The following is a 13,310-nucleotide window of genomic DNA, read 5'->3' as shown; positions in this document are numbered from 1 at the left end:
TTCTACAACCTGCCTCTTTTGGGCTAAAAAACACTATGAAACGGTAGAAGCCGTTACCTTTGCCTACGGCCAACGTCATCATCTCGAAATTCAAGTCGCTGAAAAAATTGCTAAGGAACAAGGCATTCGTCATCATATCCTCGATATGTCTCTGCTGGGGCAAATCACTGAAAATGCCCTGACCTCTGATATGGAGATTGAGCAAAAAGAGGGAGAAGTTCCCAATACCTTCGTTGACGGTCGCAACCACCTCTTTCTATCCTTTGCAGCAGTTCTTGCCAAGCAACGAGGTATTAAAGACATCGTGACAGGTGTCTGCGAGACAGACTTCTCAGGCTACCCCGATTGTCGAGATGTCTTTGTCAAATCTCTCAATGTCACCCTCAACCTAGCCATGGATTACGACTTCGTTATCCAAACACCTCTCATGTGGCTGGACAAGGCTGAAACTTGGGAATTGGCTGACCAACTCGGTGCCTTCGACTATGTTCGTGAAAAGACCTTGACCTGCTATAATGGAATTATCGGCAGTGGCTGTGGGGATTGCCCAGCCTGCCACCTACGTCAACATGGTCTAGATGTTTATCTCTCACAGAAAGGAGAGGACTAATGTTTTTTGCACCCAAAGAAATCAAACAGGAAACTGGGGAGTCGCTTATCTACAATCCTTACAGAACCTTGGTATCAAAAGAATTTACCTTTGATGCTGCCCACCACCTCTTTCACTATGAGGGAAAATGCAAATCCCTTCATGGTCACACCTATCATCTGCAGATTGCTGTCAGTGGATTTTTAGATGAACGTGGCATGACCTACGATTTCGGAGATATCAAAGCTATCTACAAGAACTACTTAGAACCCCACTTGGATCATCGCTATCTCAATGAGACTCTGCCTTATATGAACACGACTGCTGAAAATATGGTTTACTGGATTTTCCAAACCATGAACCAAGAGTTGCCAGACGAGCGCGGTCTCCGTTTGGAATACGTTCGCCTCTATGAGACTCCGACTGCCTTTGCGGAGTTTAGACGGGAGTGGTTAGATGACTAGGGAACGTATCCTTAAACTACCAGTTCTGGAAATTTTCGGCCCAACTTTTCAAGGCGAAGGCCGTGCTATTGGTCAAAAAACTATGTTTGTCCGCACTGCTGGTTGTGACTACCACTGCGACTGGTGCGACTCTGCCTTTACTTGGGATGGTTCTGAAAAACCAACTCGTATGACAGCTGACGAGGTCATTGCTGAGTTGGATAAATTAGGGAGCTACGACTATGTAACCCTATCTGGGGGAAATCCTGCTATCCTAGCAGCCAACATGGCCGAATTGGTCACCAAGCTCAAGGAACGCGGTGTCACTCTAGCTGTTGAGACCCAAGGCTCTCGCTGGCAAAATTGGTTGAAAGACATCGACCAGGTCACTCTGAGTCCCAAACCTCCTTCATCCAAGATGGAAGTCAACTTTGAGACCTTGGACTTTATCGTTTCCCAACTAGATCCAGACAAGGTCACCTTTAAAATCCCTGTCTTTGATGATGTCGATTTGGCTTTTGCCAAAGGAATTCAAGAGCGCTACCAACCAGATGCCCTCTTCTTATCGGCTGGAAATCCTGAGCCCAAGGCCACAGGCAATATTGTCCAAGACCAACTGGACCGTCTCAAAGAACTCTGGGAACGTGTCGCTACTGACGATAGCTGGGGCAATGTCCGCGTCCTTCCTCAACTCCATACCCTCCTCTACGACAACCAACGTGGTGTTTAAGATTAGAAAGAAAAAATCATGTCACAACAAGAAGAAATGAAAAACCTAAGCCTCCTCGGCAACAAAGAAACCAACTACATTTTTGAATATCAACCAGAAGTCCTCGAATCCTTTGACAATCGTCATGTGGAAAATGACTATTTCATCAAATTCAACTGTCCTGAATTTACCTCACTTTGCCCAATCACTGCTCAGCCAGACTTTGCAACTATCTATATTTCCTACATCCCTGACAAGCTCTGTGTTGAGTCAAAATCCCTCAAACTCTACCTCTTTAGCTACCGAAACCACGGAGATTTCCACGAAAACTGTATCAACACCATCGGGAAAGACTTGGTCAACTTGCTAGACCCCCGCTATTTGGAGGTTTGGGGAAAATTCACTCCGCGCGGTGGCATTTCAATCGACCCCTACTACAACTACGGTAAACCTGGAACTAAGTATGAAGGATTGGCAGAACAACGCCTCTTCCAACACGACCTTTATCCAGAGAAAATTGACAACCGTTAAACTCATACGAAAAAGCCCTGTTCCTCAAAATGAGGAGCAAGGCTTTTTGATTTTCAATTATTCTTCTGTTCCAAGGAAGTTTTTCGAAACAAGGGCTGCAAGAACCCCACCAGCGATTGGTGCAAGGATGAAAATCCAAACTTGTTGAAGGGCTTCGCCACCTACCAAAACAGCTGGTGCCAAGCTACGAGCTGGGTTTACTGAAAGTCCAGTAATGTTCAATCCCACAAGAATCATCGCCATCAAGGACAAACCGATTACCAAACCAGCAATCGCGCCATTGCCCTTGCTTGCTGATGTCACAGTCATGATAACCAAGACAAACAAGAAAGTTGCGATTGTTTCAAACAAGAATCCACCAAAGACAGTGACTCCGTTTGCCAAGGCATTTTCACCAAGACTAGCAGTTGACATCCCTGAGTTAGCCAAGAGGAAGAATACAGAAGCAGATGCTAAGAAAGCTCCAACTACTTGTCCAAGGATGTAGTTTACAAGCTCTGAAGATGACAAACGTTTGTTTACAAACATAGCAATCGAAACAGCTGGGTTCAAGTGAGCACCTGAAATAGTTCCGATTGAGTAAGCTGCAACTACGATTGCCAGACCAAAGGCAAAGGCGATTCCAAGGTGACCAAGGCCATCAAGACCATTTCCAAAAACAACAGCTCCTGTCCCAACGAACACAAGCATGAACGTACCGATTAACTCAGCGACAAATTTTTTCATTTTCTTTCTCCTTTTTTCAAAAACTAGATACTAGTCTATCAAAAGAGGGAAAGGGTTTCAAGAAAATTGACTGGAAAGTCTTTCGAAAATCTGACTCGCTTTTTCTTAGTATTGAAAAGACTGGATAGCTTCTTTCAAGTCATATTGTAAACTATTTCTCTGGTCAAGTTGGACATAGACTTCTAACAGACAAGATTTAAAGTTGGAAAATTTGTAGAAATCTTCCCTTTCTTCTATCGGAAAATCAACAGTTTTTATCCAAGAAGATACTTGTTCTTGCGCTAACTTCCCTTTTAAAATAGGTTCATAAAGTACTCTGGCTAAACGCCAATCTTCATCATCTGTAAAACGAATGGGAATTCTTTTAAATAATTGACCAAGTATCTCAAATACTTCATGAATTCTGTTTTTAGGAAAATCTGGATGACAAACCACCTCTGTCAGTAAATCAGCTCCATGCGCAAAAGAGTGAACCCAACCATACTGACTTGAAAAACCCGTTGTATCCTTTTCTTTTGAAAGATAATACAAACCTTGATTTAAAAGGACATTACGAATTCCTGCATTTAATCCCTGATAAAAAATCGATTGCAGGTTGGCATCCGCAGACAAGAGATTTGCATAAATAAGCGCCCTAAAAGAACGTTCAAGTGTTGACAAGCCTACCTTATCAATCTCTTTGTCTAGTCCTCCATCAGATAAAATTTCCTCAGCAATGAAATAAAATTGTTCCTGTGTAAATAGCTCTTCCTGAATCCCTCTAGCAAAGCTTGTAAAAACAAGGTCATCGCGAATTTCTGAAGAAGAATCTCCCAAATGATCAAGTAGCCACTGGATTTCTTCCTGGTTATAACTTGGTTTTTCTTCTGTTATTTTCCTAAGTAACTCTTGATACATGATCAACACCTCTACATTTCTAGAAACTGTTCAAAAAGCCAGCCCAAGATAACTTTCTATCTTATTCTTTTTTAGATAGACGTTTTCCTGCTGCAATTGCATCAGCCTCTGTCATCTCGACAACGTTGGCTTTATTAGTATTTGACGGCATACTATCCTTGTTATACCAATATACTTTCGCTTGCCCATTCTTAGCGACGTAAACAATTCTATCTTGCTGTTGGGCTTTAGTTTCAGCTTCACGTGCAATTCTTCTCTCTTCTTCTTTTTGAGAAATTAAAGACTCAACTGCACCTATCCTATCGAGCAATTCTGCCTTTTTATCATTATTTTCAATCTGATTAACTGTTTCTTTAGCAGACTTCACTTGACTTGCATCTTGACTTTCTTCCAATTGTTTGACTAAGGTTTCACCTTTTTCTTGCAACTCATTTGCAGCTTTCTCTTTGGCAATTCTCTCTTCTTCTGCTTTTTCTTTAGCTTTTTTCTCTTCTTCAACTCGTTTTGCTTCTTCTGTACTAGATGAAGCATCGGTTGTTGACTCTACTTTAGCAGTGGATGCCGCAGTTTGCTTAGTTTCTGATTGAGAAGATGAAATTTTCTTTGTGGCTGTCGGAGTTTGAAGAGAAACTACAACAAAACTAACAACAAAAAGTCCTATCATTAAATTTCTTTTTCGAATATCTGGTACTTTCTTTACAAAATACCAAATACCAACTCCACTCAAAACAAGATAGAGAGTTGGAAGAGCAATCAATAAAATGATTCCCAACAAGACTAGGCCTATTTTGATAAAACGTATTCTTTGTGAATCCTGCTCCAGCCATTTTTTAATTCTGTTCATATCGTTATCCTAAATTCCCTTACTCCCCCAACTGGGCACTGTAGGCGATAATCTGGTCAACTGTGTCAGACAAGAACTGAATAGTATCACGGAGTGGTTTGTCTGTAGCGATATCTGCTCCGATAATCATAGCTGACTCAAGCGGTGTCTTGCTACCACCTGATTTGAGGAGATTGAGCCAATCTTCAGCTCCAGTTTCTGAATGTTTCAGATGAAGGTAACCCGCAGTCGAGATAACAAGACCAGCAGAGTAAGTATAGCTATACAAGCCCATGTAGTAGTGAGCTTGGCGCATCCAAGTCAGAGCTGCATCATCATCAATCTCAATGGCATCTCCCCAGAAATCGGTCAAAACTTCCTTCATAATGCTGTTGAGTTTACTTGCTCCAAAGGTCTCCCCTTCTTCAATCAATGTATACACCTTACGCTGGAAGGCTGCTTCCAAGAGGTGGGTAATAAAGTTATGGAAGTAGGTGTCTGTCAAGCGGTGAGCCAGAGCAAAGCGTTTTTGACGAGGGTCGTCAGATTGGTGCTCCAAGTAATCACTGAGAAGCAATTCATTGAAAGTTGACGGCGCTTCAACATAGTAGGTCGACATATGAGCATTGAAGTAACTTTGATGATTATCTGAAAAGATGAATTGACCAGAATGCCCGATTTCATGAATCAAGGTATAGACATCACTCAAACGGCCTGTCCAGCTCATGAGGACATAAGGATGCACGCGATATGGGTCCGCCGCATAACCACCAGAATCCTTGCCACTGTTAGCAGCGAAGTCCACCCAGCGCTCTTCTTGATAGCGAGCAACTTCCTGACAATATTCTTGCCCCAAAGGTTCTACCGACTTCATGACCAAATCATAGGCGTCGTCAATAGTCACTTCAGGATTAAGGGCGCTGTCCAAGTCCAATTTCCAGTCTGCAAAGGTCATCTTTTCAAGACCATTCACCTTGGCAACATGCTTGAGGTATCTCTGAGCAACCGGCGCAAAATCCTTCATGATGAGGTCAATCTGGCGGTCAAACATGGCACGGTCCACTTCTTGTTCAGCCAGAAGATAATCAAAGACGGAGTCGTAACCCTTCATATCTGCCAATAGTTTTTCAGACTTAACCTGAGCTAGATAGGCTGCAGCAGCCGTATTTTGGTGCTTACGAAGACCTTCTGAGAAGGAACGGAAAGATTTCTCACGAACCTCAGCATCCTCATGATTTTGGTAGAAATTTTCATAGGTCACAAAGCTGTTTTTGTAGGTCTTGCCATGAGCTTCAAAGTCAGCCATTTCGAAATCCCCAGCTCGCATCTTAGTGTAAATATCCTGTGGACTGTAGAAAACTTCACCGAGATTGGTCAAGGCCTTCTCCACATCAGCCCCTAAATAGTGGGCTTTTTTGATTTTGGCATGACGAATAGCTGCCGTCAAGTGAGGCAATTTACCCAAACGGTCCAAGACTTCCTCATCAGCTTCCACCAAGGCATCGTCAAAGAAGGTCAAGGCTACGCTGGCATCTGTTTCAAATTCCATCCCAGCTTGGGCAATATTGGCAAATTCGTCATTGCTATAGTCTGTCGTCTGAGGCATAAATCCATAGTTTCCAATATGGCTCATCTGAATGTAGATTTGTTCCAATTCCGCAAAGGCCTTCTCGAAATCCTCAAAAGTGTGAAGATTGTCCTTGTAATCACGTCTAAACTGGTTGATGTCTTCGCGAGACTTCTCGATTGCACGCAAGAAATCCTCACGGTCTTGGTATAGGGCTGTTAAATCCCAAAGTTCCTTTTCTGGAAATTCTGAACGGTGTTTTTGTTCCATCTTCTTCCTCTTATTTCTCTAATTCTAATAAAACACTAAGGGCTGATAAAGCGTAAAGTGGTGCTGTTTCTGCTCGCAAAATACGAGGACCAAGACCTGCCAAGACTGCTCCCTTAGCTTCAAAACTTTCGATTTCTGCAGGTGACAGACCACCTTCTGGTCCAAAGATAAAGAGCAGTTTGGCTCCTTTTTCAAGACCAGAGACCGCTTGTAAGAGCGCAGCGGCTTCACCTTCTTTGGCCGACTCTTCATAAGCCACTACGATGCGGTCAAACTGGTCAAGTTGGGCTAGAAAATCTGCTTTCTTCTCAAAAAGCTGAATACTTGGAACGATATTACGCTTGCTTTGCTCTGCCGCTCCAAGGGCAATTTTTTCTAGTTTTTCAACCTTTTTACCCAATTTCTTGCCATCCCATTTGGCGACCGACCAATCGGCAGGAAAGGCCCAGATTTGGCTGGCACCCAGTTCGGTTACTTTTTGAGTAATGAACTCCAGCTTGTCTCCCTTAGGAAAGCCAGATGCAATGGTCACTTGAACGGGCAGTTCCACATTATTAGCCAATTCTTGGATCAACTCAAACTGACGGGCTTCCACATCCAACACACGCGCCAAGCGCTTAATTCCATCATCAAAGACCAAAGTAACCTCATCATCTTCTTTCAAGCGCATAACCTGAAACATATGCTTGATAGTTTCCTTGTCCTCGATGGTGACAGGAGAGATAGCACTTCCTTTGACAAAATACTGTTGCATGTTAGCCTCCAATCACACCTGAAATATCCTTGGTTTTCTTAAAGACACAGGCATTCCATTCCCCTTGAACCATGTGAGTTTCGAGGAAAAATCCAGCTGACTCAGCCGACTCGCGCACCATGTCCCACTTGTCCTTGATAATTCCACTCATGATGAGGTAGCCTTCATCCTTGACCAAGCGATAAGCATCATCCGTCAGATGAACGAGGATATCCGCCAAGATATTAGCTACAATCACATCTGCCTCAATCTCAACTCCCTTAAGCAAATCTCCTGCTGCTACATGGATGTTTTCCATACCAGGGTTGAGTTCAATATTTTCCTGAGCCACACGAACCGCCACATCATCTAGGTCGTAGGCGAAAATTTCCTTAGCACCCAGAAGCGAGCTGGCAATAGAGAGGACACCTGAACCAGTCCCCACATCTAGCACTGTTTCACCACCACGAAGAACCTGCTCCAAAGCAAAGAGGCTCATCTTGGTAGTTGGGTGGGTTCCTGTCCCGAAGGCCATACCAGGATCTAGCTTGATAATCTTTTCTCCAGCAGTCGACCCATAGTCTGTCCAAGACGGCACGATGGTCAAATCATGAGTGATACGAGCTGGTTCATAGTATTTCTTCCAGTTGTCTGCCCAGTCTTCCTCAGCCAAGGCAGTGGTCCCCATTTTGACCTCTCCCAAGTCCATAAAATCTGTCAATTCTGCTAGGCGAGCCTGCAAATCCGTCTCAACCACTGCCACATCAACCGTATCAGGGTAGTAGGCCGTCACTACAATTTCTTCCTGTTGCTCGACCTCTGGGAAAATCTCGCCGAAGCGGTCAACATTTCCCACATAGTCCATACTATCTTCGATTGCAACACCTTGCGCTCCCAGCTCAATCAAGAGATTGGAAACTAACTCCTCCCCCTCACGCTTAACTGTAACTTTTAACTCTTGCCATGTTTCCATTATGTATTTTCCTTATCAATCTATTAATTCTTCCAATTCTTTTAAAGTTCTTCCATCCTGATTTTTCCAATCAGTTCGACCGTTCGTTTGCATACCCAGCAAAAAAGCCGCTGCATAAGAAGGGCTAGAAAAGAGTTGTTTTTCTTTTAACACCCCATCTTGAATGATCCGAGAAGCTATTAAATTCTGACGCATTTCTTTTAAACTTGCTGGAAGGTATGGAGAATCCTTTATTTCTACTTGACTTCCTTCTAAAACAACAAAACCTTCAGTTGTCCGTTCATAAGTTGCTTCTATTACTTTGTTAGATTTCTTAGTTTTACGCTTTAAATAAAGATAAGTTGAATGATTATCAGTCAAATCTTGACTAACTTTCTTTGTCATTGGAATAAAAACACGATAACCTAAAGTTCCAATAATCATTAGCGTATTTTCAACAATTTCATCCAGTTCAGATTCCTTTTCCTCAGTCACATTACCAGGATTTGGATCATTCCCATTTTTCACAATGTAGCGACCAGCTTCTTTAGCAAGTTGAGTAAATTTATTTTCCAAATAGCTAATTTCTGTTGGACCAAAAGAATTATTTTGAGTTGTTAGAATGATGACGTCATTAAAATAATCTGCGTGAGTATCGCGGGTATGCTCTTGAATTCGCAACAATACCCCTTCACCATTTTTCCGAGTTGTCGCCTGACCAATATAGGTCACATCTTTCTGTTTATCTTCATCTCGACCAAATAAGAAATAAATACCACTTTGTTTCATTTCATCACGCGACTTCAAATCTCCCAACTGAATACGAGGTATTTTGTAAATCACTCCCGTCCAATTTGACAAAGTACATTTGATTTTTCCAGTCACTTCACCATCCATGAGAAACATATTGATATTTTTGCTACGCTTCGCCATTTATCGAACTTCCTCCAAATAATCTCTCACTCTATTCTGCAACTGAGGTACAACTTGACTGGAACTAAGAAATTCCTCAACATTCATGAGCTGATAGCCCTGTCCTTCATCTCCAAATACGATACTGTCAAACTGGTTCTGTGTTAACTGACCAACTAGAAAAACGGACTGTTTGTCTGTAAAAAGCATACTTGGATAAACCTTACTCCAAAGCAGACAATCCTCAGTCAAATGAATGCCCAGTTCCTCAAAAACTTCACGCTCCACGCACTCAAAAGGACTTTCATCCCCTTCGCGTCCCCCACCGGGCAGTTCCCACATATTGGGCCAGGGAATACTTGCCTTATCATCGCGTAAGATGGTCAAGAGCTTATCCCCACAAAACAAAGCAATCTTACAACCTGTGAAATCAGAAATCTCTATTTCCATATTAGACTCCTTCGGTTAATTCCTTTTCCAGCTCGGCTAACCAGTTTTCATAATAGCGTTTCTCGTCCCTCAACATTCGACTACTATCCATTTTCTGCTTAGCAATCTTCATAGCCTTGTGAGTTTGAACTACATCTTTCCTTACCTTAAATTGATACCAAGATTGAATGACCTGCATATCTGCTGTTTTTATAGATAAAAAGGATTTGACCCCTCGAATACTTGCATATTCTTCCGCTTTCTTATTATCTCCTTCTATCAGAGCAATTTGAAGAAGGTATAATTGAGAAATAGTTTTAGACATTGGATTGTCTGTTTTCTCTAACACAGACTGAAACTGTTGCTTTGCAAGCTCTATATTATCATCCAATATGAATACCAATCCCTGAAGAGTCTGAACACTTTCTGCAAAACTCCCTCTCGCCTCCTCATCAACAGGTATGATAAAGTCTTTTAAATCATATTCTTGAGGAGCTAGCAAGGTCTGGGCAGAATGCCTCAACATCAAGTAGGCGAATTTCGTATTTTCAGGGTATTGTAGCAATTCCCAAATTTTTGCGCCATCGGTGATGCCGACTGGCAAAATGTTATTTAGGAAGAAAGACAAATTAAGAAAAATCCAAGTCCCTGCAAAATACCAGCTTCTTGTCAAAAATCCAAACACTATCGCCAATAATATCAAGCTGAGATGAACCATCAAGCCTCCTGAAAGCATCAGGATGATTCTTTGATCGCTTTCATCCTCTTTTAAACCAATGTATTGAGCACCAACATTTTTCAGAATGGCTGTTCTACTAAGACGAAACTTGCCTGACTTTTTGGTCAAAATAAAATGTCCTAATCCAAAAGCCACCAGCCGATAGCCTGTCAAGTAGCCACAAAAAGCATGTCCCAGCTCATGAAGAATAAAGATTAAATATATACTTAGAAGAGCGAAGGAATAACCAAAAGTAAAGACTAAAACTGCGGAATACCCCAACTCTGCAAATGCGATTGTTCCACAAGCAAAAGCCAGCATAATAAAGACAACAGCTAGCACATAAACCAAATAAATCCCAATTTTCTTCATAACATTTCCAACCAACTCCTAGTATCTCGGATAAGGATAAAACTCTCCCTCTTCCAAACCTACTTTTCCTTCTTCAAAGACTTCTTGGTTCCATTCCATGACAAATTCTTCTGCTTCTGGGTCTTCCAAAAAGTCCATAAGGGCATCTAGCCCAACCTCAGCAGTATCTTTAAGGAAAAGAGCAAAATATGCTAAAAATTCACGAGAAAATCCTTTTTTTGGAAGATAAGGTATGACAGTCAAATAGTCTTCCTCATTGACGGTTGATTTGGCAGGATTGTAGAAAAGAACTGCTTCTTCAAAGAGAATGTCATCTGACGAAACCTCTCCGTCCTCATCCACCATCTCCACACCTGTAGCGTTTTGCGCTTCCAATAGAAAACTCACTTCAACTGCGTGGTTACGCTTGTCCCAACTAATCTCAAAGTCAAAGGGAAAGTTCTTCTCCAACTCTTCCTCTAAAACATCTAAAAATCCATATGTTGCCATTTTGTCCTCTTTCTATGCGACTCTTAAATCGCCCCGATTGCTCGGAAATATGCTAAAATAGATACTACCATCTTACCACAAAATTATTTTATGTCCTAATTATACCATATTACCTCATTTAAACCCTTGGTATTAGTGATTTTCTTAAACGGTTGATTTCCTTATTTTTTCCAAAAACTCAACACAAAAAGCCCTCGAAAGGGCTAGCAAATCTATAGGATCAATAGACAAGTAACCAGCACAATTAGGAGTGCTTTTTTTATTGACTATTCCCACGATGTCACACTTAATCTTAGGCTTGAATTTTCTTATCTGCAATAGCGTCTGTCAAAGTCTGAGAAAAGTTAAGTCCCATTTCTCGTCCCAACTTATCTGCCCATCTTGGTATGGTCAAGGTCTTTTTAATGGGTTCCTGACTTCCTAAATACTCTGATACATCAACAGATACCATAGAAATAAAAGATTTATCAAGGTCATAGGTTGACACGAAATCTTCATCATCTTTAAAAGGATCATTATCAATTAAAGACAAGCTATTGATATCTGATGGCTGGGGCAAGTCTTCATCACTCTCTATCAAATCTGCAACAGTTATGCCTAACCACTCTGAACCCATAGCCAGAGCCTCAGAAATCCCCTCTCCTTGTGTCGCTGAGTATTCAAAATCCGGGAAATGGACAAAATAAGTCGCTTCTGCTCCGTCTGTATCGTCATAATAAAATAAAGCTGGATACGTAACTAACATCTCACTACCTCCATATCAAAAAGCAGGGGCTGAATTTTACAACCCAGCTTGCTTTCTTATCCCTCTTTCAGTGTACTTATTCAGCTCACCATGAGGGATTGTGATAGGTCTTTCTCCTTGCTTCTCCATTTTAATATGGGAACCTTTACCGCCTCTAGTCTTTATCCAACCATGGGCCGTAAGGAGTTTAACCATCTCTTTTTGTGTCATAGGCATAGCGCTTTTACCTCCTGACAACACCATTATAACACGTGCTACACGTATTGTAAAGGAGTGATACTTATTATTCTCTTATACATAAAATCCCCTAGATGTGGTTCTAAGGGAAGCCTTATATAAACGGATAGACAGAACTATCAGAGTTCCTGCTTTTCTCGACCCACTAGAAATGGCGCGATTCAATCTTAACATTACTTCTCCTCTCTTCATTAAAAAATGATTATCACCCAAAATTATATTACGATTTTTATAAAAGACTAGCAAAAACTACTAAATCAATACATTCAGCAGACGAGAAACTTGCATTGTCAGATAAACTGTTTTATCATTTACCATACTTTATTCATTAGTAATATCACTTGATTTGAAGTATAATATTGGAAAGGAAATCAGTAATGAATTTAGAACAATATTTAGGAAAAGAAATTAGGGTTGTTTTTGTTGACGGTCAAATTTTAGAGAGTCATTGTAATAGCTTTACAGGGAAACTTGATACAGAAGATGAACTCTATGATGAAATTAAAATAAGAACAGATAAATATCCATATGTTGGATTTAATGAATCTGAAATCGCATCAATAGAGTTAACTCAAGACGGTATTACAAAATAACAGGAGTTGTTTATCATGAATAAAACTAAAAAAGAAAATTTAATTTTCATTGATGGTTGGGAGCATGTGCATTGCCCTGTATGTGGAACTTTAGTAGAAACTTATGATATTTGCGATGTTTGTCATTGGCAAAATACGGGAGCATTTAATATCGATGGCGGTCCTAATAAAATAACGCTTGCTGAAGCAAAAATGGCTTATAAAAGGAAAAACGACATAAATGAATCACAAAAGACTTGGGTAATTGATGGATATTTATGGCTACATTGCCCTGTTTGCGGAACTGAAGTTATGGACTATGATATCTGTGACGTCTGTCGTTGGCAAAATACGGGTATTATAAATATTGACGGTGGCCCTAACAAGATGACTCTCGCAGAAGCCAAAGAAGCTTACGCAAGGAGAAAAATCGTAAAAATTCTAGAATTTGATACAGTGTTGTTAAAAAACGGTCAAACGGCGACAATTGTCGAAAAGTTAAGTGAAGATACTTTTATTGCTGACATAGGAGATTCCCCGAAAGACTGGGATACCATAACAATTACAATCAATGATATTGAAAAAGTAGTGTATTG

The 13,310-nt window shown here is 41.1% G+C and carries 17 protein-coding genes and 2 pseudogenes (1 of these 19 running past the window's edge); 7 read left to right on the top strand and 12 right to left on the bottom strand.

Annotation, left to right across the window (positions count from 1 at the left end):
- The 4 genes in view from queC to queF are tightly spaced (at most 18 nt apart) and all read left to right on the top strand, a layout consistent with a single transcriptional unit that may run on beyond the window.
- Positions 1-610 carry the 3' portion of a 7-cyano-7-deazaguanine synthase QueC gene (queC, locus tag MK480_RS07290; protein ID WP_268707433.1) on the top strand. The gene continues 44 nt to the left of window position 1, outside the view, so only the last 610 of its 654 coding nucleotides appear in the window; its start codon lies beyond the left edge, outside the window; the stop codon is at positions 608-610.
- Positions 610-1,053, top strand: a complete 444-nt coding sequence (gene queD, locus MK480_RS07285; RefSeq protein WP_084926212.1) for a 6-carboxytetrahydropterin synthase QueD — start codon at positions 610-612, stop codon at positions 1,051-1,053. The genes queC and queD overlap by 1 nt, the downstream gene beginning before the upstream one ends.
- Positions 1,046-1,762 carry a 7-carboxy-7-deazaguanine synthase QueE gene (queE, locus tag MK480_RS07280; RefSeq protein WP_268707432.1) on the top strand — a complete coding sequence of 239 codons (717 nt, stop codon included), beginning with the start codon at positions 1,046-1,048 and terminating at the stop codon, positions 1,760-1,762. The genes queD and queE overlap by 8 nt, the downstream gene beginning before the upstream one ends.
- Positions 1,763-1,780: 18 nt before the next feature.
- Complete coding sequence (gene queF / locus MK480_RS07275) at positions 1,781-2,272, top strand: preQ(1) synthase (protein ID WP_000082587.1); 492 nt, start codon at positions 1,781-1,783, stop codon at positions 2,270-2,272.
- A gap of 57 nt (positions 2,273-2,329) precedes the next feature.
- Here the strand turns inward: queF and MK480_RS07270 are convergent, their stop codons facing one another.
- The 12 genes from MK480_RS07270 to MK480_RS07215 form a co-directional block, all read right to left on the bottom strand.
- Entirely contained in the window at positions 2,330-2,998 is a 669-nt protein-coding gene (locus MK480_RS07270; protein ID WP_084888786.1) for an MIP/aquaporin family protein, read from the bottom strand.
- 105 nt (positions 2,999-3,103) lie between these two features.
- Positions 3,104-3,895, bottom strand: a complete 792-nt coding sequence (locus MK480_RS07265) for a DUF2785 domain-containing protein (RefSeq protein WP_000284160.1) — start codon at positions 3,893-3,895, stop codon at positions 3,104-3,106.
- Positions 3,896-3,956: 61 nt separating this feature from the next.
- Positions 3,957-4,739 carry a hypothetical protein gene (locus MK480_RS07260; RefSeq protein WP_001079822.1) on the bottom strand — a complete coding sequence of 261 codons (783 nt, stop codon included), beginning with the start codon at positions 4,737-4,739 and terminating at the stop codon, positions 3,957-3,959.
- Between the two features lie 19 nt (positions 4,740-4,758).
- Entirely contained in the window at positions 4,759-6,555 is a 1,797-nt protein-coding gene (gene pepF / locus MK480_RS07255; RefSeq protein WP_084888788.1) for an oligoendopeptidase F, read from the bottom strand.
- A gap of 10 nt (positions 6,556-6,565) precedes the next feature.
- Positions 6,566-7,309 (bottom strand): 16S rRNA (uracil(1498)-N(3))-methyltransferase, encoded by a 744-nt coding sequence (locus MK480_RS07250; RefSeq protein WP_049543082.1) that lies wholly within the window; start codon positions 7,307-7,309, stop codon positions 6,566-6,568.
- Between the two features lies 1 nt (position 7,310).
- Positions 7,311-8,261 (bottom strand): 50S ribosomal protein L11 methyltransferase, encoded by a 951-nt coding sequence (gene prmA, locus MK480_RS07245; RefSeq protein ID WP_084888790.1) that lies wholly within the window; start codon positions 8,259-8,261, stop codon positions 7,311-7,313.
- 15 nt (positions 8,262-8,276) lie between these two features.
- Positions 8,277-9,173: a GIY-YIG nuclease family protein gene (locus MK480_RS07240; protein WP_084888792.1), complete on the bottom strand. Its 897-nt coding sequence runs from the start codon at positions 9,171-9,173 to the stop codon at positions 8,277-8,279.
- Positions 9,174-9,602, bottom strand: a complete 429-nt coding sequence (locus MK480_RS07235) for an NUDIX hydrolase (RefSeq protein WP_084888794.1) — start codon at positions 9,600-9,602, stop codon at positions 9,174-9,176.
- 1 nt (position 9,603) lies between these two features.
- Positions 9,604-10,671: a M50 family metallopeptidase gene (locus MK480_RS07230; RefSeq protein WP_192855686.1), complete on the bottom strand. Its 1,068-nt coding sequence runs from the start codon at positions 10,669-10,671 to the stop codon at positions 9,604-9,606.
- A gap of 18 nt (positions 10,672-10,689) precedes the next feature.
- Positions 10,690-11,160: a DUF3013 family protein gene (locus tag MK480_RS07225; protein WP_045592523.1), complete on the bottom strand. Its 471-nt coding sequence runs from the start codon at positions 11,158-11,160 to the stop codon at positions 10,690-10,692.
- 292 nt (positions 11,161-11,452) lie between these two features.
- Positions 11,453-11,905 carry a type II toxin-antitoxin system HicB family antitoxin gene (locus MK480_RS07220; RefSeq protein WP_084888798.1) on the bottom strand — a complete coding sequence of 151 codons (453 nt, stop codon included), beginning with the start codon at positions 11,903-11,905 and terminating at the stop codon, positions 11,453-11,455.
- A gap of 36 nt (positions 11,906-11,941) precedes the next feature.
- Positions 11,942-12,121 carry a type II toxin-antitoxin system HicA family toxin gene (locus MK480_RS07215; RefSeq protein ID WP_001132287.1) on the bottom strand — a complete coding sequence of 60 codons (180 nt, stop codon included), beginning with the start codon at positions 12,119-12,121 and terminating at the stop codon, positions 11,942-11,944.
- Between the two features lie 398 nt (positions 12,122-12,519).
- On the opposite strand from MK480_RS07215, the gene MK480_RS07210 reads away from it, so the two are divergent.
- The 3 genes and pseudogenes from MK480_RS07210 to MK480_RS07200 form a co-directional block, all read left to right on the top strand.
- Positions 12,520-12,735, top strand: a complete 216-nt coding sequence (locus MK480_RS07210) for a hypothetical protein (protein WP_084888801.1) — start codon at positions 12,520-12,522, stop codon at positions 12,733-12,735.
- A gap of 15 nt (positions 12,736-12,750) precedes the next feature.
- Positions 12,751-12,930: pseudogene (locus MK480_RS07205) on the top strand (CPCC family cysteine-rich protein); the annotation flags it as partial.
- Positions 12,928-13,137 (top strand): annotated as a pseudogene (locus MK480_RS07200) (CPCC family cysteine-rich protein); the annotation flags it as partial. The pseudogenes MK480_RS07205 and MK480_RS07200, both read left to right, overlap by 3 nt.
- Positions 13,138-13,310: the final 173 nt, after the last annotated feature.

This window comes from Streptococcus mitis (assembly GCF_026782895.1).
In the GTDB taxonomy this organism is placed as follows: Bacteria; Bacillota; Bacilli; order Lactobacillales; family Streptococcaceae; genus Streptococcus; species Streptococcus mitis_CB.
This window is presented reverse-complemented; position numbering and strand designations above follow the sequence as displayed.

Excerpts from the sequence above, each read along its gene's own strand:
- prmA (WP_084888790.1), bottom strand. The coding sequence starts at position 8,261 with ATGGAAACATGGCAAGAGTTAAAAGTTACAGTTAAGCGTGAGGGGGAG.
- queD (WP_084926212.1), top strand. The coding sequence starts at position 610 with ATGTTTTTTGCACCCAAAGAAATCAAACAGGAAACTGGGGAGTCGCTT.
- MK480_RS07240 (WP_084888792.1), bottom strand. The coding sequence starts at position 9,173 with ATGGCGAAGCGTAGCAAAAATATCAATATGTTTCTCATGGATGGTGAA.
- MK480_RS07230 (WP_192855686.1), bottom strand. The coding sequence starts at position 10,671 with ATGAAGAAAATTGGGATTTATTTGGTTTATGTGCTAGCTGTTGTCTTT.
- MK480_RS07270 (WP_084888786.1), bottom strand. The coding sequence starts at position 2,998 with ATGAAAAAATTTGTCGCTGAGTTAATCGGTACGTTCATGCTTGTGTTC.
- MK480_RS07215 (WP_001132287.1), bottom strand. The coding sequence starts at position 12,121 with ATGCCTATGACACAAAAAGAGATGGTTAAACTCCTTACGGCCCATGGT.
- MK480_RS07250 (WP_049543082.1), bottom strand. The coding sequence starts at position 7,309 with ATGCAACAGTATTTTGTCAAAGGAAGTGCTATCTCTCCTGTCACCATC.
- MK480_RS07210 (WP_084888801.1), top strand. The coding sequence starts at position 12,520 with ATGAATTTAGAACAATATTTAGGAAAAGAAATTAGGGTTGTTTTTGTT.
- queE (WP_268707432.1), top strand. The coding sequence starts at position 1,046 with ATGACTAGGGAACGTATCCTTAAACTACCAGTTCTGGAAATTTTCGGC.
- queF (WP_000082587.1), top strand. The coding sequence starts at position 1,781 with ATGTCACAACAAGAAGAAATGAAAAACCTAAGCCTCCTCGGCAACAAA.
- MK480_RS07260 (WP_001079822.1), bottom strand. The coding sequence starts at position 4,739 with ATGAACAGAATTAAAAAATGGCTGGAGCAGGATTCACAAAGAATACGT.
- MK480_RS07265 (WP_000284160.1), bottom strand. The coding sequence starts at position 3,895 with ATGTATCAAGAGTTACTTAGGAAAATAACAGAAGAAAAACCAAGTTAT.
- pepF (WP_084888788.1), bottom strand. The coding sequence starts at position 6,555 with ATGGAACAAAAACACCGTTCAGAATTTCCAGAAAAGGAACTTTGGGAT.
- MK480_RS07225 (WP_045592523.1), bottom strand. The coding sequence starts at position 11,160 with ATGGCAACATATGGATTTTTAGATGTTTTAGAGGAAGAGTTGGAGAAG.
- MK480_RS07235 (WP_084888794.1), bottom strand. The coding sequence starts at position 9,602 with ATGGAAATAGAGATTTCTGATTTCACAGGTTGTAAGATTGCTTTGTTT.
- MK480_RS07220 (WP_084888798.1), bottom strand. The coding sequence starts at position 11,905 with ATGTTAGTTACGTATCCAGCTTTATTTTATTATGACGATACAGACGGA.